24 protein-coding genes are annotated in these 26,480 nt (G+C 65.6%); 11 read left to right on the forward strand and 13 right to left on the reverse strand.

Features of this window, described 5'->3' with window-relative positions:
* Window positions 1-299: 299 nt before the first annotated feature.
* Both CTP10_RS28845 and CTP10_RS28850 read right to left on the reverse strand, forming a co-directional pair.
* Complete coding sequence (locus CTP10_RS28845) at window positions 300-2,975, reverse strand: excinuclease ABC subunit UvrA (protein WP_116323091.1); 2,676 nt, start codon at window positions 2,973-2,975, stop codon at window positions 300-302.
* A 368-nt stretch (window positions 2,976-3,343) separates the two neighbouring features.
* The gene (locus tag CTP10_RS28850) at window positions 3,344-4,372 is read right to left on the reverse strand and encodes a YeiH family protein (RefSeq protein WP_116323092.1); all 1,029 of its coding nucleotides are present in this window, start codon (window positions 4,370-4,372) and stop codon (window positions 3,344-3,346) included.
* Between the two features lie 366 nt (window positions 4,373-4,738).
* Between CTP10_RS28850 and CTP10_RS28855 the strand changes: the two genes are divergently transcribed.
* The 4 genes from CTP10_RS28855 to CTP10_RS28870 all read left to right on the forward strand — a co-directional run bounded on the left by CTP10_RS28855 (window position 4,739) and on the right by CTP10_RS28870 (window position 8,976).
* Entirely contained in the window at window positions 4,739-5,260 is a 522-nt protein-coding gene (locus tag CTP10_RS28855; protein WP_116323094.1) for a hypothetical protein, read from the forward strand.
* Window positions 5,261-5,460: 200 nt separating this feature from the next.
* A complete protein-coding gene (locus tag CTP10_RS28860) occupies window positions 5,461-6,423 on the forward strand; it encodes a chromate resistance protein ChrB domain-containing protein (RefSeq protein WP_116323095.1) in 963 nt (320 codons plus the stop codon).
* Window positions 6,424-6,459: 36 nt separating this feature from the next.
* Complete coding sequence (locus CTP10_RS28865) at window positions 6,460-7,662, forward strand: chromate transporter (RefSeq protein WP_116323096.1); 1,203 nt, start codon at window positions 6,460-6,462, stop codon at window positions 7,660-7,662.
* Between the two features lie 57 nt (window positions 7,663-7,719).
* A complete protein-coding gene (locus CTP10_RS28870) occupies window positions 7,720-8,976 on the forward strand; it encodes an MFS transporter (protein WP_116323097.1) in 1,257 nt (418 codons plus the stop codon).
* 78 nt (window positions 8,977-9,054) lie between these two features.
* On the opposite strand, the gene CTP10_RS28875 is transcribed toward CTP10_RS28870, so the two are convergent.
* Genes CTP10_RS28875 through CTP10_RS28885 form a run of 3 tightly spaced genes read right to left on the reverse strand, consistent with a single transcriptional unit; the run spans window position 9,055 to window position 12,929 of the window.
* A complete protein-coding gene (locus CTP10_RS28875; RefSeq protein WP_116323098.1) occupies window positions 9,055-11,265 on the reverse strand; it encodes a xanthine dehydrogenase family protein molybdopterin-binding subunit in 2,211 nt (736 codons plus the stop codon).
* A gap of 12 nt (window positions 11,266-11,277) precedes the next feature.
* On the reverse strand, window positions 11,278-12,261 hold the full coding sequence (locus tag CTP10_RS28880; RefSeq protein WP_116323099.1) for an FAD binding domain-containing protein: 984 nt from the start codon (window positions 12,259-12,261) through the stop codon (window positions 11,278-11,280).
* On the reverse strand, window positions 12,261-12,929 hold the full coding sequence (locus CTP10_RS28885) for a (2Fe-2S)-binding protein (RefSeq protein WP_116323100.1): 669 nt from the start codon (window positions 12,927-12,929) through the stop codon (window positions 12,261-12,263). Before CTP10_RS28885 ends, CTP10_RS28880 begins: the two co-directional genes overlap by 1 nt.
* A 129-nt stretch (window positions 12,930-13,058) precedes the next feature.
* Between CTP10_RS28885 and CTP10_RS28890 the strand changes: the two genes are divergently transcribed.
* The 3 genes from CTP10_RS28890 to CTP10_RS28900 all read left to right on the forward strand — a co-directional run bounded on the left by CTP10_RS28890 (window position 13,059) and on the right by CTP10_RS28900 (window position 16,040).
* Window positions 13,059-13,379, forward strand: a complete 321-nt coding sequence (locus CTP10_RS28890) for a hypothetical protein (protein WP_147316306.1) — start codon at window positions 13,059-13,061, stop codon at window positions 13,377-13,379.
* A gap of 395 nt (window positions 13,380-13,774) precedes the next feature.
* Entirely contained in the window at window positions 13,775-15,529 is a 1,755-nt protein-coding gene (locus CTP10_RS28895; protein WP_116323101.1) for an FAD-dependent oxidoreductase, read from the forward strand.
* 157 nt (window positions 15,530-15,686) lie between these two features.
* The gene (locus CTP10_RS28900; RefSeq protein ID WP_116323102.1) at window positions 15,687-16,040 is read left to right on the forward strand and encodes a hypothetical protein; all 354 of its coding nucleotides are present in this window, start codon (window positions 15,687-15,689) and stop codon (window positions 16,038-16,040) included.
* Between the two features lie 126 nt (window positions 16,041-16,166).
* Here the strand turns inward: CTP10_RS28900 and CTP10_RS28905 are convergent, their stop codons facing one another.
* The 8 genes from CTP10_RS28905 to CTP10_RS28940 form a co-directional block, all read right to left on the reverse strand.
* Window positions 16,167-17,234, reverse strand: coding sequence for a phosphotransferase family protein (locus CTP10_RS28905; protein WP_116323103.1), 1,068 nt, complete (start codon window positions 17,232-17,234; stop codon window positions 16,167-16,169).
* A 36-nt stretch (window positions 17,235-17,270) separates the two neighbouring features.
* A complete protein-coding gene (locus CTP10_RS28910) occupies window positions 17,271-18,740 on the reverse strand; it encodes an NAD(P)(+) transhydrogenase (Re/Si-specific) subunit beta (RefSeq protein WP_271815859.1) in 1,470 nt (489 codons plus the stop codon).
* The gene (locus tag CTP10_RS28915) at window positions 18,737-19,087 is read right to left on the reverse strand and encodes an NAD(P) transhydrogenase subunit alpha (protein WP_116324099.1); all 351 of its coding nucleotides are present in this window, start codon (window positions 19,085-19,087) and stop codon (window positions 18,737-18,739) included. The genes CTP10_RS28910 and CTP10_RS28915 overlap by 4 nt, the downstream gene beginning before the upstream one ends.
* A 22-nt stretch (window positions 19,088-19,109) precedes the next feature.
* Window positions 19,110-20,228, reverse strand: coding sequence for a Re/Si-specific NAD(P)(+) transhydrogenase subunit alpha (locus CTP10_RS28920; RefSeq protein ID WP_271815860.1), 1,119 nt, complete (start codon window positions 20,226-20,228; stop codon window positions 19,110-19,112).
* 132 nt (window positions 20,229-20,360) lie between these two features.
* Window positions 20,361-21,155: a TauD/TfdA dioxygenase family protein gene (locus CTP10_RS28925; protein ID WP_116318965.1), complete on the reverse strand. Its 795-nt coding sequence runs from the start codon at window positions 21,153-21,155 to the stop codon at window positions 20,361-20,363.
* A 34-nt stretch (window positions 21,156-21,189) separates the two neighbouring features.
* Window positions 21,190-22,161, reverse strand: a complete 972-nt coding sequence (locus tag CTP10_RS28930) for a zinc-binding dehydrogenase (protein WP_116318966.1) — start codon at window positions 22,159-22,161, stop codon at window positions 21,190-21,192.
* 52 nt (window positions 22,162-22,213) lie between these two features.
* Window positions 22,214-22,579, reverse strand: coding sequence for a hypothetical protein (locus CTP10_RS28935; protein WP_116318967.1), 366 nt, complete (start codon window positions 22,577-22,579; stop codon window positions 22,214-22,216).
* Window positions 22,569-23,030: a hypothetical protein gene (locus tag CTP10_RS28940; protein WP_116318968.1), complete on the reverse strand. Its 462-nt coding sequence runs from the start codon at window positions 23,028-23,030 to the stop codon at window positions 22,569-22,571. The genes CTP10_RS28935 and CTP10_RS28940 overlap by 11 nt, the downstream gene beginning before the upstream one ends.
* Before the next feature lie 217 nt (window positions 23,031-23,247).
* Here CTP10_RS28940 and CTP10_RS28945 point away from each other — a divergent pair, with 217 nt between their 5' ends.
* Genes CTP10_RS28945 through CTP10_RS28960 form a run of 4 tightly spaced genes read left to right on the forward strand, consistent with a single transcriptional unit; the run spans window position 23,248 to window position 26,440 of the window.
* On the forward strand, window positions 23,248-23,538 hold the full coding sequence (locus tag CTP10_RS28945; protein WP_116318969.1) for a UxaA family hydrolase: 291 nt from the start codon (window positions 23,248-23,250) through the stop codon (window positions 23,536-23,538).
* 5 nt (window positions 23,539-23,543) lie between these two features.
* Window positions 23,544-24,698, forward strand: a complete 1,155-nt coding sequence (locus CTP10_RS28950; RefSeq protein ID WP_116318970.1) for a UxaA family hydrolase — start codon at window positions 23,544-23,546, stop codon at window positions 24,696-24,698.
* 6 nt (window positions 24,699-24,704) lie between these two features.
* A complete protein-coding gene (locus CTP10_RS28955; RefSeq protein WP_116318971.1) occupies window positions 24,705-25,409 on the forward strand; it encodes a GntR family transcriptional regulator in 705 nt (234 codons plus the stop codon).
* Window positions 25,406-26,440 (forward strand): Ldh family oxidoreductase, encoded by a 1,035-nt coding sequence (locus tag CTP10_RS28960; RefSeq protein ID WP_116318972.1) that lies wholly within the window; start codon window positions 25,406-25,408, stop codon window positions 26,438-26,440. Before CTP10_RS28955 ends, CTP10_RS28960 begins: the two co-directional genes overlap by 4 nt.
* The last annotated feature ends 40 nt before the right edge of the window (window positions 26,441-26,480 follow it).

The following is a 26,480-nucleotide window of genomic DNA, read 5'->3' on the forward strand; positions in this document are numbered from 1 at the left end:
GCTGGCCGGGCGCGCGACCCGATCCTTGCGGGAACATCGACGCGCAGAGCATCCAGACGCGCGCATCGAAGATCGCGTCACGCATGCGCGCGTGGCCAGGGCCCGCGCGGTCCTGGCTCAGCATCTGCGCCAGGTCGCTTCGCTCGCGCTCGGTCAGCCAGCGTGCTTCCTTCGGGCTCTCGGAACATGCTGCCACGCTTGCGCAGCGCACCGAGACGATGCGGAGTACGGCGCAGCAGCAGGCGGACGACTTCTACGCGACCATGGACGCGCTACGCCATCCGTTGCCGCCGGCGCGATCAGCTTAGTTCCGTTGCCAGATATTGCGCCGTGCGGCTGGCCACCACGCCCGTGATCTCCGGAGGCCGACCGCAAGCCACGACGCGACCGCCCTCCTCGCCAGCGCCGGGACCCATGTCGATCACCCAGTCCGCCTGGGCCACGACACGCATGTCGTGTTCGACGACTACGACGGTATTTCCCGCATCGACCAGTTCCTGCAGTTGCACGAGCAAGCGGTCAACATCGGCCGGATGCAGTCCGTTGGTGGGTTCGTCCAGCACGTAGAGCGTGTCGCCGCGCTGCGAACGTTGCAGTTCAGTGGCCAGCTTGATGCGTTGCGCCTCACCGCCCGACAGTTCGGTGGCAGGTTGCCCCAATCGGAGATAACCCAGACCGATATCGCGCAACGCCTTCAACGATCGCATCGGCGCGGGTTCGTCCGCAAAGACCTTGCAGGCAGCATCGACGGTCAGGTCGAGGACTTCCGCGATATTCCTGCCCTGCCACAGGATTTCCAGCGTCTGCGGCTGATAACGCGTGCCATGGCAGACGGAGCAGGGTGCATAGACGCTCGGCAGAAACAGCAGCTCCACGCTGACGAAGCCCTCGCCTTCGCACGTCGGGCAACGACCCTGCGCCACGTTGAAGGAAAAGCGTCCGGGCGTATAGCGTCGCCTGCGCGCTGCGGGGGTGTCGGCAAACAGCTTGCGCACGTGATCAAACAGCCCGGTATAGGTGGCGAGGTTCGATCGCGGCGTGCGGCCAATGGGCTTCTGGTCGACACGCACCAGGCGGCGCACAGCCTCCATGCCGCCCGCGACGCGCCCCTCGGTAGGGGCATCCGTCACCGCGAACAGCGGATCGCGCTCCTCGTCGGCGTCGCTATCGTTCACGCGGCCCAGATACCGGTTCACCAGTTCCGGCAGGGCCTGGCTGATGAGGCTCGATTTCCCCGATCCCGAAACCCCCGTTACCGCCGTGAAGCAGCCCAGCGGTATTGCCGCATCGACCTTGTGCAGATTGTTGCGCGAGACATGCGCGAGCTTGAGCCAGCCCGCCGGATCGCGAGCGTTTCGCAGCGGCACCTGGCGCTCGCCAAACAGGTAAGTTGCGGTGCGCGATGCCTGCACCGCGGCGAGTCCGTCGGGTGGCCCGCTGTAGAGCACACGCCCGCCGCCCTCGCCGGCGGCAGGGCCCACGTCCACGATCCAGTCCGCGTGGCGCATGGTCTGCGTGTCATGCTCGACCACGAACAGCGAGTTGCCCGCCGCCTTCAGTCGTCGCAGCGCCAGCAGCAGCGCCTCGCCATCGGCCGGATGCAGCCCGGCCGAGGGTTCGTCCAGGACATAGACGACGCCGAACAGTTGGGAAGACAACTGCGTGGCCAGCCGCAGCCGCTGCAATTCGCCCGACGACAGCGTTGGCGTGCTGCGGTCCAGCGACAGATAACCCAAGCCGAGGTCGATGAGCGTGGACAAGCGCTCCATCAGCTCTTCCGCGATGCGCTGCGCGGCCAACCGCTTTTCGTCGGAGAGGTTGGGCGTGCGCCGCACGTCGGGCGCCCCCTTGTGCGCGGATCCCCCCGCAGCGACGCGCCGCGCCGTGGCAGCGCGCCTCGCTCTCGTGCCCAGTACCGCGCCGGATGCATCCCCTGCGTCCGTCCACGCGCCGTGAGCAATCGGGCGCATGATCTCCGCGACGCGGGCAAGCGGAAGACTCGCAAACTCACCGATATCCATGCCAGCGAACGTCACCGATAACGCTTCTTTCTTCAGTCGCTTGCCGTGACACGCCGGGCATTCGCGTCCGAGCATGTACTGCGCGACCCGTTTCTTCATCAACGCGCTCTGCGTCGTGGCAAAGGTATGCAGGACATAGCGACGGGCGCCCGTGAACGTGCCCTGGTAGCTGGGCTCCATCTTGCGCTTGAGCGCGGCGCGTACTTCCCTGGGGGTAAATCCGGCATATACCGGCACCGTGGGCTGTTCCTCGGTAAACAGGATCCAGTCACGATCCTTCTTCGGCAGTTCGCGCCACGGCTTGTCCACGTCGTAACCAAGCGTGACCAGGATGTCGCGCAGGTTCTGCCCGTGCCATGCTGGCGGCCATGCGGCGACCGCGCGCTCGCGGATCGACAACGAATCGTCGGGGACCATCGACTGCTCGGTGACATCGTAGATGCGGCCCAGACCATGACAGGTCGGGCATGCGCCCTCCACCGTGTTGGGCGAGAAATCCTCCGCATACAGCATTGGCTGCCGGGCCGGATAGGTGCCGGCGCGCGAGTAGAGCATGCGCACAAGGCTCGCCAGCGTGGTGACGCTTCCCACCGTGGAGCGCGCATTGGGCGCGCCGCGCTGCTGCTGGAGCGCGACGGCGGGCGGCAGCCCCTCGATGGCATCGACCTCCGGTACGCCCACCTGATCGATCAGCCGCCTGGCATACGGTGCCACCGACTCGAAGTAGCGCCGCTGCGCTTCGGCGTAGAGCGTGCCGAATGCCAGCGAAGACTTGCCGGAACCCGATACCCCGGTAAACACGACCAGCGCGTTGCGCGGGATATCGACATCCACGTTCTTGAGGTTGTGCTCGCGCGCGCCGCGCACGCGGACGAAGTTGTCTGCCACGCCGCAGGCCGCGGCCTGCAACGCGTCGTCCGGTGTCAACTGGCTCTGGAGTTTTTCATCGTCCATACGAATTGGTGCTGGTTTCGTATCCGCGTCGCGTATTCGGCCGCCCCCTTGCACAAATTTCCGACCGGATCTACGTCCTTCCAGCTACTTCTTACGCCTGGTGGGTGCGCCGCTTCCTCCGCGAGGCTGGCGTCAACGCCGCAATCCAGACGCCTGCAGCGCCGTTCGGCAAGGCCGCAGCCGTGAGCGAGGTCTGCCGCTTCCCTCCGCCGTCGCAAGGCCGCGCGGCAACTTCCAGCCCCCAACAGGCAGGAAGCATGCCAGAGCCCCTCGGGATGAGGGTTGGTTGCCTTGGCGGTTGGCGCACGCATGGCGGCTTTTGCGGACGATGCGGGGATGGGCGGCGCCAGAGCCTGCGCGTGGACGAACTAGTGTTGCACCATCACCAGCATGCCGTAGAACAGCACAGCGAGGAAAAGCGTCTCCAGCACCATTAGCGCCACCGGCTTCCAGCCGACAGACAAGATGTCCTTGAGGTGAGTCTTCATGCCAATTGCCACCATCGCCATGACCAGGCACCACTGCGAAGCGAACTGCCCCGCCTTGACCAGTCCTGAGGGCAACCAGCCGGTGCTGTTGATCGCCACCAGCACCGCAAACGCCACGGCAAACCACGGCAGCAGCGGCGGGCGCGGCCCCTTGCCGGCTTCCCCTTGTGCGCGCTGATGGCGCTGCGACAACCATGCAGCCAGCGCGATCACCGGCAGCAGCATGGCCACCCGCATCAGCTTGACCAGCGTCGCCGCATCCCCGGCTTCGTGTGAGATGCTATAGCCGGCCCCCACTACCTGGGCCACGTCATGGATGGTCCCGCCGATAAAGGTTCCGGCCTGTACTGAAGGCAGAGCCAGCAGTTGCGCGAGCATCGGGTATAGCACCATCGCCACCGTGGATAGCGTGCTGACGGAGATCACCGTGAACAGCGTCGCGCGCTCCTTCAGCGGATGCTGCGGCATGGCCGCGGACAGGGCCAGCGCCGCGGAAGCACCGCAGATTGCCACTGCGCCCCCGGTGAGCAGGCCGAAGAACGTCTGGAACCCCATCAACCGGGCCAGCACGATGCCGCACACGATGGTCAGGGCGACTGCCAGCACGACCATGGCAACGGAGTGCCAGCCCAGCGCCACCACCTGCGAGGCCGTAATGCGCAATCCCAGCAAGGCCACACCCAGCCGGAGCACCTGCTTGGCGCTGAAGTCGATGCCGGCAGCGCTGGAGGATTCCCGCGACAGGAAGTTCAGCGCCATCCCCAGCAGCAAGGCGAACAGCATGACCGGCGCATGATAATGCGAGGCGAGCGACATGGCTGCGACGGTTACCACCGCGCTGATGACCATGCCAGGGAGATTGCCCCGAAAGGTGCTTAGCAAGCTCGGATTCAGAAATCTTTCGGACATGAATGTCTCTCCGATGCATCGATGAAGGTCGCCACTCCTCTCGAAATAAAGCCCGCCATCTTCGCAAACCGGGAAAACGCCGGCGGACACACTATGCAATCTCCCACCTGTCAAGCATGCTGCAAGGCGCGCAGTTCGGCCATGCAAAGGATGCCAACGACTTTGCATTACATGCCACCGGCAATAATTAGCGTTCCCTGCGGCACCGCCTTGAGGGTAGGCTTTGAGTGAGCGTTCGTGCGAATCCGGTCAGGCATTGCCGCCTGCGCAACGGTGGGCGTGACGCCAGTTTCTCCGCCAGCGCCATTGGACGCTGCGTGGGCTATGCTGAACTGGCACACCCCGTCGCCCGACTGGAGAACGATCATGCGTTATCGCCTGCCCGCCTGCGTGGCCGCCATCGTGGCGACCCTCGTGCTGGCCGCCTGCGCCACCCTTCGGCCCCTCGAAACCGCGGAGGGTATGCTTGGCAGCCCACAAAATGCCGTGCGCGATACGTTCGGCACTCCCACGGAAACCTACCGGCTTGCTGACGGCACCACTCGGTGGATCTATTCGAAGCAACCGCTCGGCTTCGAAGTCTATGCGGCGGACTTTGACGTGAACGGCAAGCTGACAAAGTTTCGGCAGATGCTGACCGAGAAGGAAATCTACGAGGCACGCCCCGGCGTCTGGACCAAGCAGGATATTGCCGAGCGCTTCGGCCGTCCGCGCGAGCCCATTCAGTACTATCCGCTGATGAAGCGCGAAGCCTGGTCGTACCGGCTCTACGCAGGTGCCTACATGCCAGCGCATTTCAGCGCCTACTTTGACGAACGCGGCGTGCTCGACCGGACCATGATCATCGTCGACGCGATCGGCGGCGACGCGCGGGACGCCAGCAAGTAGGTCTGGCGTTGCCGCCGGCGGCCAGCAGTTGGCGCACCATGGCGCCGCTGCCAAACGTCAACAGACTGGCGCCGTCCGGCAACGCAATAAGCGGCGCATAATGCACCGCCCAGATCGAAATTCGCATTTAAGCAGAGAGGCAGGATGTAGAGATCTCTACAACGTTGAAATGTCAGCTATGGGCTTCTAAGATCCGAGCCATGACTGCTTTCATCGGCCCCTGGGCCCTGCTCATCGTCAGTCTTCCGACATCCGGCGCCACCACGCGCATGCGAATCTGGCGCTCAACCAAGGCACTTGGATGCGTCGCGCTGCGCGATGGCGCCTACCTGTTGCCGGCTGGGGACGAACACCTGGCGGAACTTCAGGATCTGGCGGAAACCACCAGGCAGGAGAATGGCGATGCGTGGCTACTCAACGTCAGTCCACACAGCCAGGATGAGGTCGCAACACTCCGTGCGTTGTTCGACCGCAGCGCCGGCTACGCAGAATTCCTGGCCGATCTGGACGACTCCCGCCCGACGCTTTCCACACTGAGCGGTGCCGAGCTCAGTCGCCTGCTGCGTCGGCACGCGCGAACGTACGACGCCATCCGCAAAGTCGATTTCTTTCCCAACGAGGCATCGAGCCGCGCTGAAGCGCAGTGGAGAGAATTCAAGCGCACGGTAGCGCTGCTCCAGTCACCAGATGAGCCACAGGCACGCACGCAGGCGATTGCGCGCCGTGATCCCGCCCGGTATCAGGGCCGGCTCTGGGCTACCCGACGGCATCTGTGGGTGGACCGGGTGGCTTGCGCCTGGCTGATCCAGCGCTTCATTGATACCCATGCGAGATTCCTGTGGCTGGAGTCTCCGGCGCATTGCCCTGACGATGCGCTGGGCTTCGATTTCGACGGCGCCACCTTTACGCACGTCGGCGAGCGGGTGACGTTCGAGGTGCTGTTGGCCAGTTTTGGCCTCGATGGCAACCGGGGACTGGCGCGGCTCGGCGCGATGGTCCATGCACTCGACATCGGCGGCACGTCGGTACCGGAAGCCAGCGGCTTCGAGGCCATGCTATCTGGCGCACGGTCGCGCGTGGGCGACGACAATGCCTTGCTTGCTGAAATCGGCACCGTGCTGGATTCGCTGTACGCGCATTTCTCGACCAGCAAGAAAGCCTGACAACCCATTCTTGCAAAGAGCCTCACCATGACTCGCATGCAACAACCCGGCATGGCGTCGCCGGGCACGGCGCAACGTTCGGCCTGCACGCTTTGGCAACTGGTGCTGTATTTCCTTCGCCTTGGCACCTTTGGCTTTGGCGGGCCGGTGGCGCTGGCCGGCTATATGCATCGCGACCTGGTGGAGCGACGGGGATGGATCAGCGACAGCGACTATAAGGAAGGCATTGCCCTGGCCCAGCTCGCGCCTGGCCCGATGGCCGCGCAACTGGCGATCTACCTGGGCTACGTCCACTATCGCGTGGCAGGGGCCACGCTGGTCGGGCTGGCCTTCGTGCTGCCATCGTTCCTGATGGTGCTGGCGCTCGGCTGGGCCTATGTCAGCTTCGGTGGCTTGACCTGGATGCAATCCGTTTTCTATGGCGTGGGTGCCGCCGTCATCGGCATCATTGCCATCAGTGCCTACAAGCTGACCAACAAGAGCATAGGCAAGGACAAGCTGCTGTGGGCCATCTACCTCATCGTCGCCGCAGTGACCATTTTCACTGAGTCCGAAATCGCCTGGCTGTTCCTGGCGGCCGGCATGCTTGCCTGGTTCTGCCGCGCCCCGCCGAAATGGTTGCGCCAGGGTGGCGCCAATGCGCTCGCCGCGACACAGGTTCCCGCCACGATGAGCCTGTTCAGCACGCTGGACTGGCCCTTGCTGACCCAGGTCGCGGTGTTCTTTGCCAAGGCCGGCGCCTTCGTCTTTGGCTCTGGGCTCGCCATCGTGCCATTCCTCTACGGCGGTGTCGTGACAGAGCACCAGTGGCTCAATGAAAGGCAGTTTGTCGATGCGGTAGCCGTTGCCATGATCACGCCAGGTCCCGTGGTGATTACGGTCGGCTTTATCGGCTACCTGGTAGCGGGGCTTCCCGGCGCCTGCGTGGCGGCTTTGGCAACGTTTCTTCCCTGCTACTTGTTTACCGTGTTGCCGGCCCCATACTTCAAGAAGTACGGAAAGGTGCCTGCCATCCTTGCCTTTGTCGATGGCGTTACGGCGGCCGCAATCGGCGCCATTTCCGGCGCGGTCTTCGTCCTGGCCAAGCGCTCGATTGTCGACGTTCCCACGATCCTGCTCGCCCTTGGAACGGTCGCGCTGTTGCTAAGGTTCAAGAAACTGCCCGAGCCCGTCGTCATTACCGGTGCCGCGCTGATCGGGCTCATTATCTATCCGCTTCTTCACGCGCATTCCGGCTAGACCGGGATCCGTTTCCAGGCACCGGTGCAGAAGGGCAACGTCGGATTGGCCATAACTGTGCACGAAGATCACCCGCCAGACGCTGCCCCGGACGGCCTCGCGCGCATCGTCCTGCCATCCGGCGTGGATCGCGATGCCATCCCATTGCTTGCCGGCCGCGGGCTGCGGGGCATTTGCGATGGGTACATCGCGGTGCTTTTGCCTTCTTACCTGCTGGCCCTTGGCTTTGACGCGATGGCGGTGGGATTCATCAGCAGCACGACGCTGGTCGGCTCTGCCGTGGCGACCATCCTGGTCGGGGTCGTCGGGCACCGCTTTGCGCAACGCCGCTTGCTGATGGCCGCGGCGGCGCTGATGTTTGCGACAGGCCTCGGCTTTTCGGGAATTTCCGCACTCTGGCCACTTCTGATCGTCGCCTTTGTCGGCACGCTGAATCCGGGCGCTGGCGATGTCAGCGTGTTCCTGCCGCTGGAACACGCAAGGCTGGCCGAGTCGGCGGTGCCGGAGGCACGGACGGCACTCTTCGCCCGCTATGGGCTGGTTGGCGCCTTTTCCTCTGCATTGGGTGCGCTGGCAGCGGCAATTCCGGCTTCGCTGGTCGCGCGCTTTCCGGTATCGGCACTGGACGCGATGCGCCTGATGTTCATCCTCTACGCATTGGTCGGCGTACTGCTGTGGCGCATCTATGCGCGGTTGCCGGCCACACCACAGGCCGGCCCGGCAACGCCACCGACAACACCATTGGGGCCGTCCCGCCCGATCGTATTGCGCCTTGCCATGCTGTTCAGCGTGGACGCGTTTGCAGGCGGACTGGTCGTGAATTCGCTGTTGTCGCTGTGGTTGATGCAGCGCTTCGGACTGAGTCCGGCCGCCACGGGCCAGTTCTTCTTTGCCGCAGGCATGCTGACGACGTTCTCCCAGCTTGCCGCAGTGCCGCTCGCGCGAAAAATTGGCCTGCTCAATACGATGGTGTTCACGCACATCCCCTCCAGCCTGTGCCTGATTGCGGCCGCCTTTGCACCCACCCTCGAAACGAGCCTGGCCTTGCTTCTGGTCCGCAGTGCACTGTCGCAGATGGATGTGCCCACCCGGACGGCTTATGTCATGGCGGTTGTCACGCCCCCCGAACGGGCTGCCGCGGCAAGCCTGACGTCGGTGCCTCGCAGCCTCGCCGCAGCGCTCAGTCCCGCGCTCGCTGCCGCATTGATGGCCTACGGCTATGCCAGCGCGCCACTGGTAGCCTGCGGACTGTTGAAGATTGCCTACGACCTGGCGATGCTGGGCGGATTCCGCAGGGTCAGGCTCCTGCATTGAGTTCCGGACCCGCACGTGGCCGGTGCTGCGCTGAAAACCCGCTGCATCCGGCAGCGGGGTTCCCCTTTTGGATCAGGCTCACCCCATCAACTTCTCCTTCGTGATGGGAAGATTCCGAATCCGCTTGCCCGTGGCGTGGTAGACGGCGTTTGCAACCGCGGCGGCAAAACCGGTTATGCCGATCTCCCCGATGCCGCGCGCGCCGAATTCATTGAATTCCAGGTCGGGGTGGTTGAGCAGGATCACGTCGATCTCCGGCTGGTCTGCGTGGACGGGGACCGCATATTCGGCGTAGTTGTTGTTGCCCGGCATGCCATCGCGTTCGTCATACTCGGTGGCTTCGAACAAGGCCATGCCGACGCCCATCACGATCGCGCCTTCCACCTGGTTGCGGGCAGTGACCGGGTTGATGACCCGCCCCACATCGATCGCGCTCACGACCCTGGCGACGCGCAGCCGTGAAATGCCGGGATCCCAGCGCACCTCGACAAAGTGGGCGCCGAAAGACATGAAGGACAGCTTGTCGGTCGGTGTGCCGCCGGTCCGGGCGAAGCCCTCCGCGCTGGCAAAGCGCTGGGCATCGAGGACCGAGGCATAGTCGACGGCGCGCTTGCCGTCGGTCAGGCGGCCATTCTGCATCTTCAGTGTTTCGGGCCTGGCACCCGCGAAGGCGGCGCCGTCCTGCGTCGCGAATGTGCGCAGCTGGCCGATCGCGTTGCGCGTGGCTTCGGCCACGGCGGGCAGGACGCTGGCCGTGGCCCAGGAGCCACCGGCTACCGGTGCCGCCGGAAAAGTCGAATCGCCCAGCCTGACATCGATCTTCTCGAATGGCAGGCCGGTCAGCTCGCTGACCGTTTGCGCGACGATCGTGTACATGCCCGTGCCAATGTCCTGGATCGCGCAGGTCACCGCCGCGGTGCCATCGCTGCGCAGGAGGACACGGGCCTCGGCTGGCGTGCGCCAGGCGTCCCAGTTGCATACGGCCAGGCCGTAGCCGACGATCTCGTTGCCGGCCTTCATCGACCCCGTGCGCGGATCGCGCCGGTCCCAGCCGAACTTGCGGCTGCCCTGCTCGATGGCCTCGCGCAGGTGATTGCTGGACCACGGCAGGTTAAGGCTTTCGTCGCGCGTGGACAGGTTGGCAAGCCGGAACTGCAAGGGATCGATGCGGCAGGCAAGCGCCAGTTCGTCGATGGCGGATTCAAGCGCAAACAAACCCGGCGCGGCCCCCGGGGCGCGCATCGACGTCGGCGCGCCACGGTGCACGTTGGTGGTGTGATGGCTCACCATGAGGTTCGGGCACGAATACACGCTCTGCGTCATCCCGCCGCAATTCTCCACGTACTGTTCGATGAACGAGGTGGTGTTGACCGATTCGTGCCGGATCGACGTGAGCTTCCCATCGGCCCCTGCCGACAGGCGCACGCGCTGCCGCGTTTCAGGCCGCTGGCCGGTGGTCGTGAACATGTAGGCGCGCGGCACCACCAGCTTCACCGGACGGCCGGTCATTCGCGCTGCCGCGCTGGCCGCGACGGAATGCGGCCACAGGAACAGCTTGGAGCCGAATCCCGAGCCGATAAAGGGCGCGTCGACGGTGACATGCTCGGGAGTGAGGCCGAAGATCTGCGCAATGGTATTGCGATGGACGGTGGCGCCCTGGGTGGCTTCGTAGAGATGCAGGTCGCCGCCCTCCCACCACGCGAGCGTGGCGTGCATTTCCATCGGGTTGTGGGTTTCGACCGGGGTACGGTAAATGGCGTCGACCTTGACCGCCGACTGGTCGAATGCCGGTGCCGGCGTGCCGCGCGCATGCCCTCTTCCGCCGTCGCGCAGGCCGTTCGCCTTGATGCCGTGTTCCAGGTCCGTGACCGGCCTGGTGCGGGCGTACGACACCTTGACGCGGTACGCCGCCTCACGGGCGTGCTCGAACGTATCGGCCACGACCAGCGCCACCATCTGGCCGCCGTAGTGGATGGTGTTGTCCTCGAACGGCAAACGGTGCTCGTCGGTGATCGACGCAGTCAGGATGGTCGCGCCCGAGATCGGGCTCTTCGGCGTCCGGTACAGGCGGGGGAAGTTGCCGTTGTGCAGGATGTCGACCACACCGGGAACGCGGCGCGCGTCGGCCGTCTCGATCCCGGTGATGCGGCCGCTCGCCACGGTGCTGTACACGCCGTAGGCGTGCAGCATGCCGGGCAGCGTGCGGTCCGCCGTATAGAGGGCGGTGCCGGTCACCTTGAGCCGGCCATCGATGCGGCGCGGCGACGCGCCGATAGCAGTGTTGTTCACGCTAACCCCCCTTCAGGCCATGAGAAGCGACAGGTTCCGCATGACGGCCTGCTGGCCGAGCATGAGCTTGAAGCCGTTCTGTCCGTAAGACTGCGCGCCAGCCATTGCCGTTGCGGCGGCCTCGCGGATCAACGCTTCCGACGCGGGCTTGCCGCGCATCACGGCCTCGGCGTTGGCCGCGCGCCACGGCTTGGTCGTGACGCCGCCCAGCGCGATGCGGATATCGCGAACGACGCTGCCATCGAGCGCGACCACCACGGCGCTGGAGGCCAGCGCGAACTGGTACGAGCCGCGGTCGCGCAGCTTCAGGTATGCCGAGCGGCTGCCGGGCATCGGCGCATCGAGCGTGATATGGGTAATCATCTCGCCGGCTTCCAGCGCATGTTCCTTCCACGGCGTGTCACCGGGCAGCAGATGGAAATCCGCAAACGGAATATCGCGCTTGCCTTTCGGCCCCTGCACGTGGACCGTCGCGCCAATGGCCACCATGGCGACGCACATGTCGGACGGATGCGCGGCAATGCAGTGCGGGCTGCCGCCAAGCACCGCGTGCACATTGCGGTTGAGGCCTTCGATGGCGGCGCAGCCCGAACCCGGGTTGCGCTTGTTGCACGCCGAGACCCCGTCACGGAAATAGCCGCACCGCACCCGCTGCATCACGTTGCCGGCGGTCGTGGCCTTGTTGCGCAGCTGGGTGCTGGCACCGGACAGCAATGCCTGCGACAGCGCGGGATAGTGCGTGCGGATATGTTCGTGGCGGGCCAGGTCGGTGTTGCTGACCATGGCACCGATGCGCACCCGGCCATCGCCGAGCGGCTCGACCTGGTCGAGCTTGAGCTTGTGGATGTCCACCACGCGGGCGGGCTGCATGATGTCGAGCTTCATCAGGTCCAGCAGCGTCGTGCCGCCGGCCAGGAAGACCGTGTCGCCGCCGTGCGCATGCAGCGTGATCGCCTGCTCGACATCGGCGGCGCGCGCGTATTCGAAGTTCCGCATCAGACGTTCCTCCGCATCTTGCCGCGCGCGTCCTGGATGGCCGTGACGATGTTCTTGTACGCGCCGCAGCGGCAGATGTTGCCGCTCATCGCTTCCCGGACCGAAGCGTCGTCGGCCGGAATCCGCTTGTCCTGCAGGATGCCCACCGCGCTCATCATCTGACCCGCCGTGCAGTAGCCGCACTGGTAGGCGTCGTGGTCCCAGAACGCCTGCTGCACCGGGTGCAGCTTGCCAGCGGGGGCCAGCCCTTCGATGGTGGTGATCTCGTCGCCGTCGTGCATCACCGTCACCGACAGGCACGCATTGACCGTGACACCGTTCACGATCAGCGTGCACGCGCCGCACTGGCCGTGATCGCACCCCTTCTTCGTCCCGGTCAGGTGCAGCTGGTCGCGCAGTGTGTCGAGCAGGATGGCATTGGCCGCCACCGTCAGCCGGTGCGTGGTGCCGTTGACCTTCAGCGTGACGGGATATCCCGCGGCGGCGCCGGCTTGCGCGGGCACCTGCGGCGCGGGCTCGCCGGATGCGCCAGGCGACCAGGCCACGTTCGTAATCCCCGCGCCGGAGGTGCAGACGGTTTGCAGGAACCGGCGGCGCGTGAGCGTGACGGCTTCGCCATCAGGAGCAGGGCCATAGCCTGCCGCGGGCGCAGTGGTGTGGTCTTCCATATTCATTCTCCGTTTCGGAGCGTGGGGAACGCTGACGCAGACGCACCGCACGGCCATCGTGCCGGCTGCCTCGCCCATGGGCACGCCTGACATTGCAGGCTTGTCATCTGCGCATGCGCAGCGCGGAAGATGACAGGATTGAAAGAAAAGCGGCGCAGAGAATCGGGGCAGAGAATCGAGGCCAAGAAGCGGGGCCAAGAAGCGGGTACGGCGCGCTCTAACTTTATTCACAACGTTGGCTTTTTCAAGGAGGCGCTGAAATGCGCGCGGAGCCTGGCAATGTCTGCATTTGTCTTATCGTGCCTTGACTTGTCCTATCGCTGGGGTGGTTTTCGGTTGCGAGCCGCAGGGCGCGCCTGGCTGGCTGGCCATTGCATGGTTGTTGCCGCAGCGCTCGCTGACAAACGATTTTTTTGCCCGCTTCGCTTGCGATTTCCTCAAGCGTTCTAAAGCAAGATGCCCCGCTGCCGGAATGGTCGGCGGGGCGGGGGATGGCGGTTCAGGAGGGGGTAGCACCAGGCTAAACAATGGGGATTCATACGCAACTGCGAGTTGCTGATATGGCGGGCGCGGTCAGCGGCTGCTTGCTGGCCACGGGGACAGGCGACAAGCGCAAAAAAATGCAGAAGCATGCACAGGTGAAATCGGCAATGACGGAGGGCGCAGGCTGAACCCAGTGTGTCGACTAACGCATGGCGCGATGTGACCGAATGCGCTCAAGTGCGCTGGGCGAGCCTGGTACACCCCGAACTCATTCCGGTTTGCCCTATATTTGACGTGGCCAAGTCCGCGAACCCTGCCCCGGAAGCAGCGAGCGTTGGCGAGGAGGCCATGGAGGATTGGCGATGAACAATGACCCGGACGAAGCACGCGAAGCGCCGTCGCCAGATCCCGCAGCGAGTGCAGACCATCGCGAAGGCGACGATACCCTCGAGGAAGATTCGGTCCTGCGCGACCATCCTCGTTTCGAGCAGATGTTTCCGGTCCTCAGCGATACCGAGGTGGAAAGGGTGTGCCGCTTTGGCAAGCTGCGCCACTACCCGGCAGGCGATTTCCTCTATCGTGCGGGAAGCCTCTGCCCCGGTGTATTCGTGATCCTGTCGGGACAGGTTCGGATCATCATCCGCGACCGCCTGAATCGCCGGAAGATCATCCACACCTATTCGCGGCACGGCGAATTCACGTCGGATATCACGCAGCTTTCCAACAAGCCTGCCATCGTCGACGCGCAGGTCATCGAAGAGGTCAAGGCCGTGCTGCTGCGGCCCGATGAACTGAGTGCGCTGGTGATCAAGGAAGCCGATATTGGCGAGAAAATCATGCGCGCCCTGATCCTGAGGCGCGTCGTGGCAGTCGAACGTGGACGCGGGGCCGTCATTGTCGGCGCACCCGGCAATGCACGTTTCCTTGAACTGCAGAATTTCCTGCGCCGCAATAACTATCCCAATGTTGCGCTGGACGCCGAGCAGGACGCGGACGCCATTGCCTTTCTCAAGCGCCTTGCGCCGCAGCCCGACGATTTTCCGCTCGTCGTCTGTCCAAGCGGCACCGTGCTGCGCAATCCCGATGTCGGCCAGCTCGCATCTTGCCTGGGGCTGATCCCCGAATTCGATCCGAAGCATGTTTATGACGTGGCGATCATCGGCGCCGGCCCTGCCGGGCTTGCCGCGGCCGTCTATGCGGCATCGGATGGCTTGTCTGTCGCTGTCTTCGACTGCCGCGCGCCCGGCGGCCAGGCGGGCACCAGCGCGCGCATCGAGAACTACCTGGGCTTCCCCACCGGCATCACGGGCCAGGAACTCGCGGGCCGCGCGTTCGTGCAGGCCCAGAAGTTCGGCGCCCATATCGCGATCCCATGCGAAGTCAAGGCCTTGTATTGCGACAAGTACCCGCGCGTCCTCGAACTATCCGATGGGAAGCGCATCCTTGCCCGGACTGCGGTCATTGCGACGGGCGCGGAATATCGGCGCCCTGTCCTCGATGGACTTGAGCGTTTCGAGGGCTCCGGTGTCTATTATTGGGCGACCCCGGTCGAGGCCAGGCTGTGCCGCAAGGAACCGGTGGTGCTGGTCGGCGGGGGCAATTCCGCGGGACAGGCCGCGGTATTCCTTTCATCGCACGCCGAGCATGTGCACCTGTTCATCCGTGGCCCAAGCCTCGAACAAACGATGTCACGCTACCTGGTCGAGCGGGTTCGGTCGCTGCCAAACCTGACGCTGCATACCCGCATCGAACTCCAGGGGCTCGAGGGCGACGTGCAGCTCAGGCGCGTGCACTACCGCGGGGCCGGCGGTACCGAAGGCAGCATGACCACCCGTCACCTGTTCGTATTTATCGGCGCCGAACCGAATACCGGCTGGCTGAAGTCTTGCGGGGTTTCGCTGGACAGCAAGGGCTTTGTATTGACCGGCACCGACACCGCCGCAGTGCAGACCTTGCCCTTGCAGACAAGTGTCAAGGGCGTCTTCGCAATCGGCGACGTACGTTCTGCGTCCACCAAGCGCGTAGCCGCCGCGGTGGGTGAAGGTGCAGCCGTGGTGGCACAGATCCATAGTCTGCTGGCCGAAGAGCGGAGCATGGTGCACCCCGGACCGGCCTGACCGCAGTCGGCCGTGCAATATCTGAATGGTTTGACAATACGACCTATTATGTGGAGGCACCCCATTGCAGACGCGCCTGGCGATGCCACCCTGGCTGTGTCGCTGGCGTCCGCCGGGTTCTACGATTGAGCGAGGTTGATAATCTCGGGAGAAAGAAATGAGAGCGATTGTTATCGCGGTAATTGCGGCCTTCGGAGCATCGCTAGCTCTGCCCGGCTACGCGCAAAAAGCTGTGGATCCATACACGCAGGGGGCCAAGGGAAAGGCGGATCCCTATACGGACGGTGCAAAAGCCGGGAAATTCGACACCTATACGGACGGTGCAAAAGCCGGGAAATTCGACGCGTATACGGATGGCGCCAAGTCCTCGACACGCACTGACCTGGCTCCGACAGTGAAGCCTGACCCGTATACCGATGGCGCAAGGGCTGGCAAGGCTGATCCATATACCGACGGGGCAAAAGCGGGCAAGGCTGATCCATACACCGACGGAGCCAAGAGCAAGCAGTAGCGGAAGTCTTTCGCTACGTGGCCTTCCCGGTTTGCCCGGGATGGCCGACAACGAAAGTCAAGGCCCGTCGCACACAGCGACGGGCCATTTTTGCTTAAGGCGTCATGCGCGATCCCGCTGCCGACGCTAGCGCCCCGCCGCGCTGTAGCGCATGGCAAATTGCCAACCAAGCTCTGCTAGCGGCACCGCCTTCCTGCCGGTGTCGACGGCATCCGCCGCGGCGGCGCTGCCGCTCCTGGCACGCTGGCCGATGCCGTGCATGATCGCCGCCAGCCGGAAGAAGTTGTAGGCGAGATAGAAGTCCCAGTGCTCGAGCGCATGCGTGCCGTTGGACTCGCCATACCAGCGCAGGTAAGTCGCCTCGTCGGGAATGCCCAGCGCCTGCAGGTCGAGCCCGCCGATGCCACGCCACAGGTCGGCCGGGATATGCCAGCTCATGCAGTGGTAGGCCAGGTCCGCAAGCGGGTGGCCGAGCGTGGACAGCTCCCAGTCGAGCACGCCGATGACGCGGGGCTCGGTGGGATGGAAGACGAGGTTGTCCATGCGGTAGTCGCCATGCACCACGCTGGTCTGCTCCGCGTCCGGGACGTGCTGCGGCAGCCAGTCCGCCAGCGCGGCCAGCGCCCGGTTATCGTCCATGCCGGCATCGCGGCACTGGCCGGCCCAGCGGGCGACCTGGCGCGCCACATAGCCGCCGCTCCGGCCATAGTCCGCCAGGCCGGCGGCGCGGTAGTCCACCCGGTGCAAGGCGCCGATCACCCGGTTCATCTCGCGATAGATCGCGGCACGCTGTCGCGGGGACTGGCCTGGCAGGGACTGGTCGTAGATCACGCGGCCCTGGAGGAATTCCATCACGTAGAACGGCGTGCCAAGGATCTCGGTGTCTTCGCTGTACAGGCAGACCCGAGGCACCGGCACCTCGCTGTCGCGCAGGGCCTGCATCACGCGGTACTCGCGGTCGATGGCGTGGGCAGACGACAGCAACTGGCCCGGCGGCTTCGTGCGCAGCACGTACTGCCGCGCGTCGCAGGCCAGCCGGTAGGTCGGATTGGACTGGCCGCCGGCCAGGCGCTCCACGGTCAGTTCGGGCCGTTCGGTCAGGCCTTCCGCGTGCAGCAGCGCCGCCAGGGCAGCGCTATTGAAAGCCGACGCGCCGACGGCGGGAACGCCGGGGTTGCGTCCTTGCTGGATCATGACTTGTCTCCTCCCATTTGCTGCCGATGCCTCGCCTCAGGCGGCCTTGAGCATGTCCTCGACCACCTTCTTGGCGTCGCCGAACACCATCATGGTCTTGTCCATGTAGAACAGTTCGTTGTCCAGGCCGGCGTAGCCGGCCGCCATCGAGCGCTTGTTGACGATGATGGTCTTGGCCTTGTACGCCTCCAGGATCGGCATGCCGGCGATCGGCGACTTGGGATCGGTTTTGGCCGCCGGGTTGACCACGTCGTTGGCGCCCAGCACCAGCACCACGTCGGCCTGGCCGAACTCGCTGTTGATGTCTTCCATCTCGAAGACCTGGTCGTACGGCACTTCGGCCTCGGCCAGCAGCACGTTCATGTGGCCCGGCATGCGGCCCGCCACCGGGTGGATCGCGTATTTCACGGTCACGCCCTTTTCCGTAAGCGCTTCGGTCAGTTCCTTGAGCGCATGCTGGGCCCGCGCGACCGCCAGGCCGTAGCCCGGGACGATAATGACCGTCTCCGCATTGCCCATCAGGAAGGCGGCGTCATCGGCCGAACCCGATTTCACGTTGCGCTGGGCCTGCCCTGCCGGGCCGCTCGCGGCGGCGGCGTCGCTGCCGAAGCCCCCGAGGATCACGTTGAAGAACGAGCGGTTCATCGCCCGGCACATGATGTACGAGAGGATGGCACCGGACGATCCCACCAGCGAGCCGGCGATGATCAGCATCGGGTTGTTCAGCGAGAAGCCGATGCCCGCCGCCGCCCAGCCCGAGTACGAGTTCAGCATCGACACCACCACCGGCATGTCGGCGCCGCCGATCGGGATGATGATCAGCACGCCCAGCACGAAGGCAATCGCCAGCATGACCAGGAACGGCATCCATGCCTGCGTCAGGAAGAACGCGATGCCGAAGCCCACCATCGCCACCGCCAGCAGCAGGTTCAGCCAGTGCTGGCCGGCGAACACCACCGGCGCGCCCTGGAACAGGCGGAACTTGTAGCGCCCGGCCAATTTGCCGAAGGCGATCACCGAGCCCGAGAAGGTGATGGCACCAACGAAGCAGCCGATGAACAGCTCGATCCGGTTGCCCAGCGGGATGTCATGCGAACCGGCAGCCGTGATGCCGAACGCCGCGGGCTCCGCCACTGCCGCGACCGAAATAAACACCGCCGCCAGGCCGATCAGCGAGTGCATCGCCGCCACCAGTTCCGGCATCTTGGTCATCTGGACTTTCTTTGCCACATAGGCGCCGATGCCGCCGCCCACCACCAGCGCGGCCAGGATCAGCGCCAGGCCGGTGCCCGGCGCGGACGGGTCCGCCCCGCCGGACAGCAGTTCGCCCTTCAGCTTGAAGATCAGCGCCACCGTGGTAAGCGCCGCGACCACCATGCCGGCCATGCCGAAGGCATTGCCGCGCCGCGCCGTGGTCGGGTGTGACAGCCCCTTGAGCGCCTGGATAAAGCAGACCGACGCGCCCAGGTAAGACAGCGTCACCATATTCATCGACAGGCCATTCATTGCGCCACCGCCGCCAGTTTGCCGCCAGGCTGCCCCTTGGCTTCAGCCTGCGCCCTGGGTGCCTTCTTCCTGAACATCTCCAGCATGCGTTGCGTGACCAGGAAGCCGCCGAACACATTGACCGCCGCCAGCGCTACCGCCAGCGTGCCCATGGCGCGGCCAACGTAGCCCTCGGTCAGGCCGGCCGCCAGCATGGCACCGACGATGATGATGGCCGAGATCGCGTTGGTCACCGCCATCAACGGCGTGTGCAGCGCGGGGGTGACCGTCCAGACCACGTGGTAGCCCACGTAGATCGCCAGTACAAAGATGATCAGGTTGATCACCGTGTGGCTAACCATTTCCATCGATATCTCCTAGATTGCCGGTTCAGCTGGCCAGCGCCAGTTGCTCGCGCCGCGTCATCAGGCAGGCCGCGACGATGTCGTCGTCGGGGTTGATCGCGAGCTTGCCGTCCTTGTCGATCAGCAGCTTGAGGAAGTCGAGCACGTTGCGCGCGTAGAGCGCCGAGGCGTCGGCCGCCACCATGCTGGCCAGGTTGGTATGGCCGATGAGGATGACGCCGTGGCGCTCGACCACTTCGTCGGCCACCGTCAGTGGGCAGTTGCCGCCCTGCGCGGCGGCCAGGTCGACCACCACCGAGCCCGGCTTCATCTGCTGCACGGTAGCTTCCTGCAGCAGCACCGGGGCCTTGCGGCCCGGGATCAGCGCGGTGGTGATGACGATGTCGGCCTGGATCGCGCGCTGGTGCACCAGCTCGGCCTGGCGCTTCATCCAGTCCGGCGGCATCGGGCGCGCATAGCCGCCCACGCCCTGCGCGATCTCGCGCTCTTCGTCGGTCAGGAACGGCACGTCGAGGAACTTGCCGCCGAGCGATTCGATCTGTTCCTTGACCGCGGGGCGCACGTCGGACGCTTCGATCACCGCGCCCAGCCGCTTGGCGGTGGCGATCGCCTGCAGGCCGGCCACGCCGGCGCCGAGGATCAGCACGCGCGCGGCCTTGACGGTGCCGGCGGCGGTCATCAGCATCGGCATGAAGCGCTGGTAGTGGTGCGCGGCCACCAGCACGGCCTTGTAGCCGGCGATATTGGCCTGCGACGAGAGCACGTCCATGCTCTGCGCGCGCGTGGTGCGCGGCGCGGCCTCGAGCGCGAAGGCGGTCACGTTGGCCGCCGCCATGCGCGCGTTGTTCTCGGCATCGAAGGGGTTGAGCATGCCCACCAGCACGGACCCCGGCTTCATCTGTGCCAGTTCCGCGTCGTCCGGGGCGCGCACCTTGAGCACCACCTGTGCGCCCAGCGCTTCGGCGGCAGTGCCAATGGTGGCGCCGACCGCCTCGTACGCGCCATCGGGCTGGCTGGCACTCAAGCCGGCGCCTGCCTGGACGACTACCTTGTGGCCCTGGGCGACGTACTTCCTGACGGTCTCCGGTGTCGCGGCAACACGCGCCTCTCCCGCCCGCGTCTCAGTCGGGATCCCAATCTGCATATCCATCTCCGTGTGGTCCATCCGCGAGCGGGACGAACACCTTTGGTGCCGGGCGCCACCTGCCGGATCTGCGGCAAGGGGGCGCCGGATTGGCGGTACCACTCAGGGCGGTACAACTCAGGGCGGTACTACTCAGCGGGGCACGTCCCCTTCCAGCGTGACGCGGTTCAGTACCCGCTCGGCATTGCCGTAGTCATGCACGGCGTAGTGCATGGTGCAGCGGTTGTCCCACATCAGCACATCGCCCTCTTGCCACATATGGCGGTAGACGTTGTCCGGCGTCACCGAGTGCTCGTACAGGAAGTCGAGCAGCGGACGGCTCTCGGCCTCGGTCATGCCTTCGATGCACTGCGCGGTGTCGGGGTGGCCGACATAGAGCGCCTTGCGCCCGGTCTCCGGGTGCGTGCGCACAATCGGGTGCACGGCTGTCGGCACCCTGTCCGAACCGGTCATCCTGGCCAGCCGCGCGCCCGAGAAGCGGGCCCGCAGCCCTTCGATCATGCGCTGCATCGCCGGCGACAGGCGGTCATACGAGACGTACTGGTTGCACCACATGGTGTCGCCGCCGACCGGGATGGTCACCGCCGACAGGATCGAGATCTTCGGCGGCACCTCGGTATAGATCGAGTCGGAATGCCAGGCCTCGGTCGAGGCGGTTTCCTTGGGGATCTTGGTGACCTGGGCCAGTTCGGGGAACTCGGTCAGGCCCTTGAGCAGCGGGTTGCCCTGTACCGGCGTGCCCCAGCGCCGGGCGAACGCAACCTGGGCGGCAGGCTGCAGGTGCTGGCCGCGGAACACCAGCACGCCATGCTCCAGAAACGCCCGGTGCAGGATCCCGAAGCTGGCGTCGTCGAGCGGCTGGTTCAGGTCGACACCGGTCACGGCTGCTGCCACGGAGCCGGTCAGCGGCTTGATCTGGATTGTCATCATGTCTCCTCTTGTCTAAGGCTTTTCGGTGAAATCAGTCGACCAGCAGCACGATCTTGCCAACGTGCTGGTCTTGCTTCATGTAGGCATGCGCGGCGTCGATGTCGGTCATGGCAAAGGTCCGGTCGATCGGCAGCCGCACACGGCCCGCGCGCAGGAATGGCAGCATGTCCCGGGCGCAGGCCTGGATGCACTCCAGCCGCTCCTGTTCCGTGCGGGTACGGAAGGTCACGCCGATCAGCTGCAGGCGCTTGAGCCAGAGTTGCGCCAGGTCGATCTCGGCGGTCGCCGAGCCCAGCCGCGCGATATTCACCAGGCGGCCCTTGACCGCCAGGCTTTTCATGTTGGCTTCGAACACCGGGCCGCCGACCGTGTCGATGATGATGTCGACGCCCTTGCTGCCGGTGGCCTGCATGACCGCCTCGACCTGGTCGTCCCGCGAGGCGTCGATGCCGACATCCACGCCGTACTGGCTGATCTTGTCCAGCTTGGCCGCCGAGCGCGACGACGCAATCACCGGCCGCGCACCCATCAACGAGGCGATCTGGATCGCCGCCATGGCCACGCCGCCCGAGGCGCCGTTGACCAGCACCGACTCGCCCGCCACCAGGCGGCCGTTGGTGACCAGTGCGTCATGCGCGGTGATAAAGACGTTGGGGAAGGCCGCGGCATCGATCCACGACAGGCCATCCGGCACCGGGATCAGCGCCGTCGGGTCGGCCACCACGTACTCCGCCTGGCAGCCGCGGCCATGGCCCATCACGCGGTCGCCCTTGCGCCAGCCGCTGACACCCTCGCCCACTTCCGCCACCTCGCCGGCGAATTCGACGCCGGTCGTGATCGTATTGCCGGTACGCAACTCCTTCGCCTGGTTGATCTCGCCACGGTTCAGGCCGGCGGCGCGCACCCTCACCAGTACCTGCCCCGCTGCCGCTACCGGCACGGGGATATCCTGCACTTCTACCTTGCCGCCCTCGGGGCCCGGCACTACACGGACTGCCTTCACTGCTGTCTCCTTTACCTGTCTGTCGACTTGTCTCTTGCTGTGTCTGTATCGGCTATGTGCCGCCCAGTGCCGTCGCACGGATCAGCGACAGCAGTTCCAGCGCGCGTTCGGCGGCGGCTTCGCCACCCGGGTAGTTGCCGCGTACGAACGGCGCCCGCATGTCCTCGATGGCGGCCAGGGTCTGCAGCGGCTTCTCCGCCGCCACCGCCAGCCGCCGGAATTCGTTGACCGTCAGCAGGTAGGTGTGGAACACGTCTTCCTGTGGCGATGTCGCGCCCAGCTTGTGCATCAGCGCGTTCAGCCAGTGCGTTCCCGCCAGCATCGCGCCTTCGATCGCCATCTCATAGTCGGCGCTGGTGCACTTCTGCAGCGATGCCTCGATGCTGCGGGCCATCGCCATGTGCTGTTCAATGTCCATGACGGCCCCCCTCCAGGCGCGCTTCCAGCAAATGCAGGCAGCGGCGCAGCGCGGCGTCGCAACCCCCGGCAATCTCGGCGGTCGGCGCCAGCCCCTCGCGCAGGCAGGGATCCCGGTAGTGCTCGATGTGCTCCATGGCCTCCATCATCTCGGCGATATCCGCGGGCACCGGCCCCTCCACTTTGGGACGGCCGACGTGCAGTACGTCGCCCAGCGGCCGGAACGCAGGCTTGAGGCTGCCATCGGGCTGCGGCACCAGATAGACGCCCGGTTGAGTCGGGAACCGGTCGTCGTCCAGCGTGATGCCGGCCTGGTGCAGTGCTGCATTGACGGCATGGGTACCGGCAGTCATGCCTGCCCAGAACCACAGCCCGAAGTCCTGCAGCGGATCCAGGCGCGCGCGCAGGGCCTGCAACTTCACGATCTTCTCCTTGTGTGACATGACGTTCATGTCCGACTTCTCCCTAGGTTCACTGCGTCGAGGTGGCGGCGCCAACCACATCGCCGTTGTCATGACGATAGACAGCGGCCGGACCGATGTCAACAAACTTCTATATAGGACTTACACCGCAGGAGTAGTGGTTTTTGCTGAGTTTGCCTATTTATTCTTGACTACGTGCGGGCAGATTCCCTACATTGGATCTCAACACCTATACAGGAGTTGATTAATGCACCGAGCCATCGTACTGAACCCGGCCGACAATGTGGCCACCCTGCTGGACGCTGGCGCGGCCGGCGAACCCTGTGCGCTCGAAGGCGAGCGCCAAGGCACGCTGGTGCTGCTGCAAGACGTGCCGTTCGGCCACAAGATCTGCATCGCCGACACGGTAGCGGGAGAAACCATCCTGAAGTACGGCCAGGTCATCGGCCGCGCCAGCTGCGCGGTGCGTGCCGGCGAACACATGCATGTTCACAACATCGAGTCGGCGCGCGCCCGCGGCGACCTGCAAAAGGGGTAAAGCAGATGGCGACAACCTTCCTCGGTTACCCGCGCGAGAACGGCGCGGTCGGCGTGCGCAACTGGGTCGCTGTGGTCTCCGTGATGGACAACTGCAACCCGGTCACCCGCACCATTGCCCGCACCGTGGCCGGCTGCATTCCGGTCACCACGCTGTTCGTGCGCGGCCAGTTCGGCGCCGACCTGGACTTCGCCTTCGAGTCGCTGGCCGGCCTGGGGCGCAACCCCAACATTGCCTCGGTGCTGCTGGTAGGCCTGGAGCCTTCGTCCACCGAAGAAGTGGCGCGCCGCATCCAGCTCAGCGGCAAGCCGGTCGAGCGCGTGCACCTGCAGCCCAACGGCACCGTTGACTGCATTGCCGAAGGCACCCGCAAGGCCACGCGCCTTGCGCTGGCCGCGTCCCGCGCGCGCCGCGTGCCGTGCCCGGTGTCGTCGCTGGTGATCGGCGTGGAGTGCGGCGGGTCCGATACCACCTCGGGCCTGAGCTGCAACCCGGTGATCGGCCGCATGGCCGACATGGTGATCGCCGAGGGCGGCACCGTGATCATCTCGGAAACGTCGGAGTTCATCGGCGCCGAACACCTGTTCGCCGAACGCGCCGCCGACGGACGCGTGCGCGAGGCCTTCGTCAGCGCGGTGCGCAACATGGAAAACCTGGCCATCTCGCGCGGCGTCGACATGCGCGAGGACCAGCCTTCGCCCGACAACAAGCGCGGCGGCCTGACCACGGTCGAGGAAAAGGCGCTGGGCGCCATGGCCAAGGCCGGCACCAGCCCGCTGGTGGGCGTGCTGCGCTACGGCGAGGCGCCGCAGAAGAAGGGGCTGCATTTCATGGACGCACCGGCCGCGGCAGTGGAAAATCTGACTGCGCTTGCCGCCGGCGGGTGCCAGCTCACCTTTTTCGGCACCGGTGTGGGCAACCCGATCGGCAGCATGGTGGCACCGACCGTCAAGGTGTGCGGCAACGTCAATACCCTGCACACCATGGCCGACAACATTGACTTCGACGTCAGCGGGGTCCTGCAACGCGGGGAAAAGATCTCCGACCTCGGCGAGCAGCTGTATGCCTATGCGGTGGATGTCGCATCCGGCACGCGGCTGACCAGCGAGGTGCTCGATATCCGGGAGACCGCGATCAGTCGATTCGCACTGAGCCTCTGAGCAACCATGACCAAACTTAACAGCGTCTCCGACGCGATCATCCGCTCCATCGAATCCGGCGCACTGCGCGAGGGCGACCGCCTGCCGTCGGAAGGCGAGCTGGCGGCCATGCACGGCGTAAGCGTGGGCACCATCCAGAAGGCGCTGATCCGGCTGACGCACTCGGGCTTGATCACGCGCGAACAGGGGCGGGGCACCTTCGTCTCCGGCACGCGCGTGGCGCCGGCGGACGTGCGCTACCTGCGCTTCCGCGACGAAGAAGGCAACGAACTGCCGTCCTACGTCCACGCACGCTCGGTCAAGCGCATCAAGCGCAAGGGACCGTGGGCGGAGTTCCTCGAAGGCGATGGCTACGTGCGGATCGAGCGCGTGATCAATGTCGGGGGTCGCTTTGACCTCTACAGCGAATTCTGGCTGCGCGAGGAAGACTTCGCGCAACTGGGCGGCCTGGACCGCGAGGCGCTGGAGAAGAACCTGCGCGAGCTGATCGGCCAGCGGCTGTCGCTGCCGACGTTGCGCGTGGACCAGTGGATCCGCTTCGGCACGCCGCCGTCAACGGTTGCCCGCGAGCTGGGCCTGGCCCCGGAGGCGCCGGCCTTCATCATGGAAATGCGTGGCTACACGCTGCGCGACCAGCCGCTCTACTACCAGTCGGTCTACGCTGCCCCCTTTTCGGAGCGGCTGATGATCGTGCGGGAGAAATCTTCATGACTACGCGAGTAAGCGCCCAGAGCCTGGAGCGCTGGACGTCTGCAGTGTTCGAATCGTGCGGCGTGGCGCCCGGGCAAGCCGCGCAGGCCGCCACCGCGCTGGTGCGCAGCGAGCTGCGCGGCTACAAGACCCATGGCATGACGCGCGTGCCCTCGTATGTCGAGCGCCTGCGCGCCGGCGACTTCAATCCGCGCGCCGCGATGTCTCACCGCAGCTTCGCCGGCGGCATTGTGCTGGACGCCGACGGCGCCATGGGCCAGATCGCCGGGCCGCATGCGGTGCGCCTTGGCCTGGAGGCGCTGGAATCGAGCGCATCCGTGCTGGTTGCGGTGCAGTCGTGCGGCCACCTCGGGGCACTGGGCATCCATGCGCTGCTGGCCGCCGAGGCGGGTGCCTTCTGCATGGTCGGACAACGCACCCCGCCCGTGCTGGGCATGGAGGGCTTCGCGCGCCCTGCCATCGGCCACAACCCCATCGCCTTCGGCTGCCCCCTGCCGGGCCATGCGCCGATCGTGTTCGACGTGGCCTGCAGCGTCGCCGCGCGCGGCCATATCCTGCTTGCCGCCCGCGAAGGCAAACCCATTCCCGAGGGCTGGGCGCTCGACGCCGAGGGCCAGCCGACCACCGATGCGCAGCGTGCGCTGGCCGGTTCGCTGCTGCCCACCGGGGGGCACAAGGGCATCGGCATCGCCATGATGGTGGAGTGCCTGGCCGGCGCCCTCGCCGCCACCGCCGACTCGCTCTCTCCCGAGCGCAACCACGTCGGCAGCGGCGGCGCCGTCGGCCGCCAGGGCGGCTTTGTCTGGCTCGTCAGGCCCGAAGCCTTCGCCGGCCAGGGCGTGTTCGCCGACTACATGGCCCATTGGAGCGGCAACTACCTTGCCGCCGGCGGCACCGACGCGAGGCTTCCGGGCCATCGCGGCGATGCCCTCGAGCGCGAAGGCCGCGAGGGCGGCATCACGCTGCCCGACGCCATCGGCCAGGAGCTGGCCGCGCTGGGCAGGCAACTCGCGATTCCGTTCCCGGCCTAGCCAGACATCCACGACGACATCACAGATAACCGGGCTACCG

The organism is Cupriavidus sp. P-10, assembly GCF_003402535.2.
In the GTDB taxonomy this organism is placed as follows: domain Bacteria; phylum Pseudomonadota; class Gammaproteobacteria; order Burkholderiales; family Burkholderiaceae; genus Cupriavidus.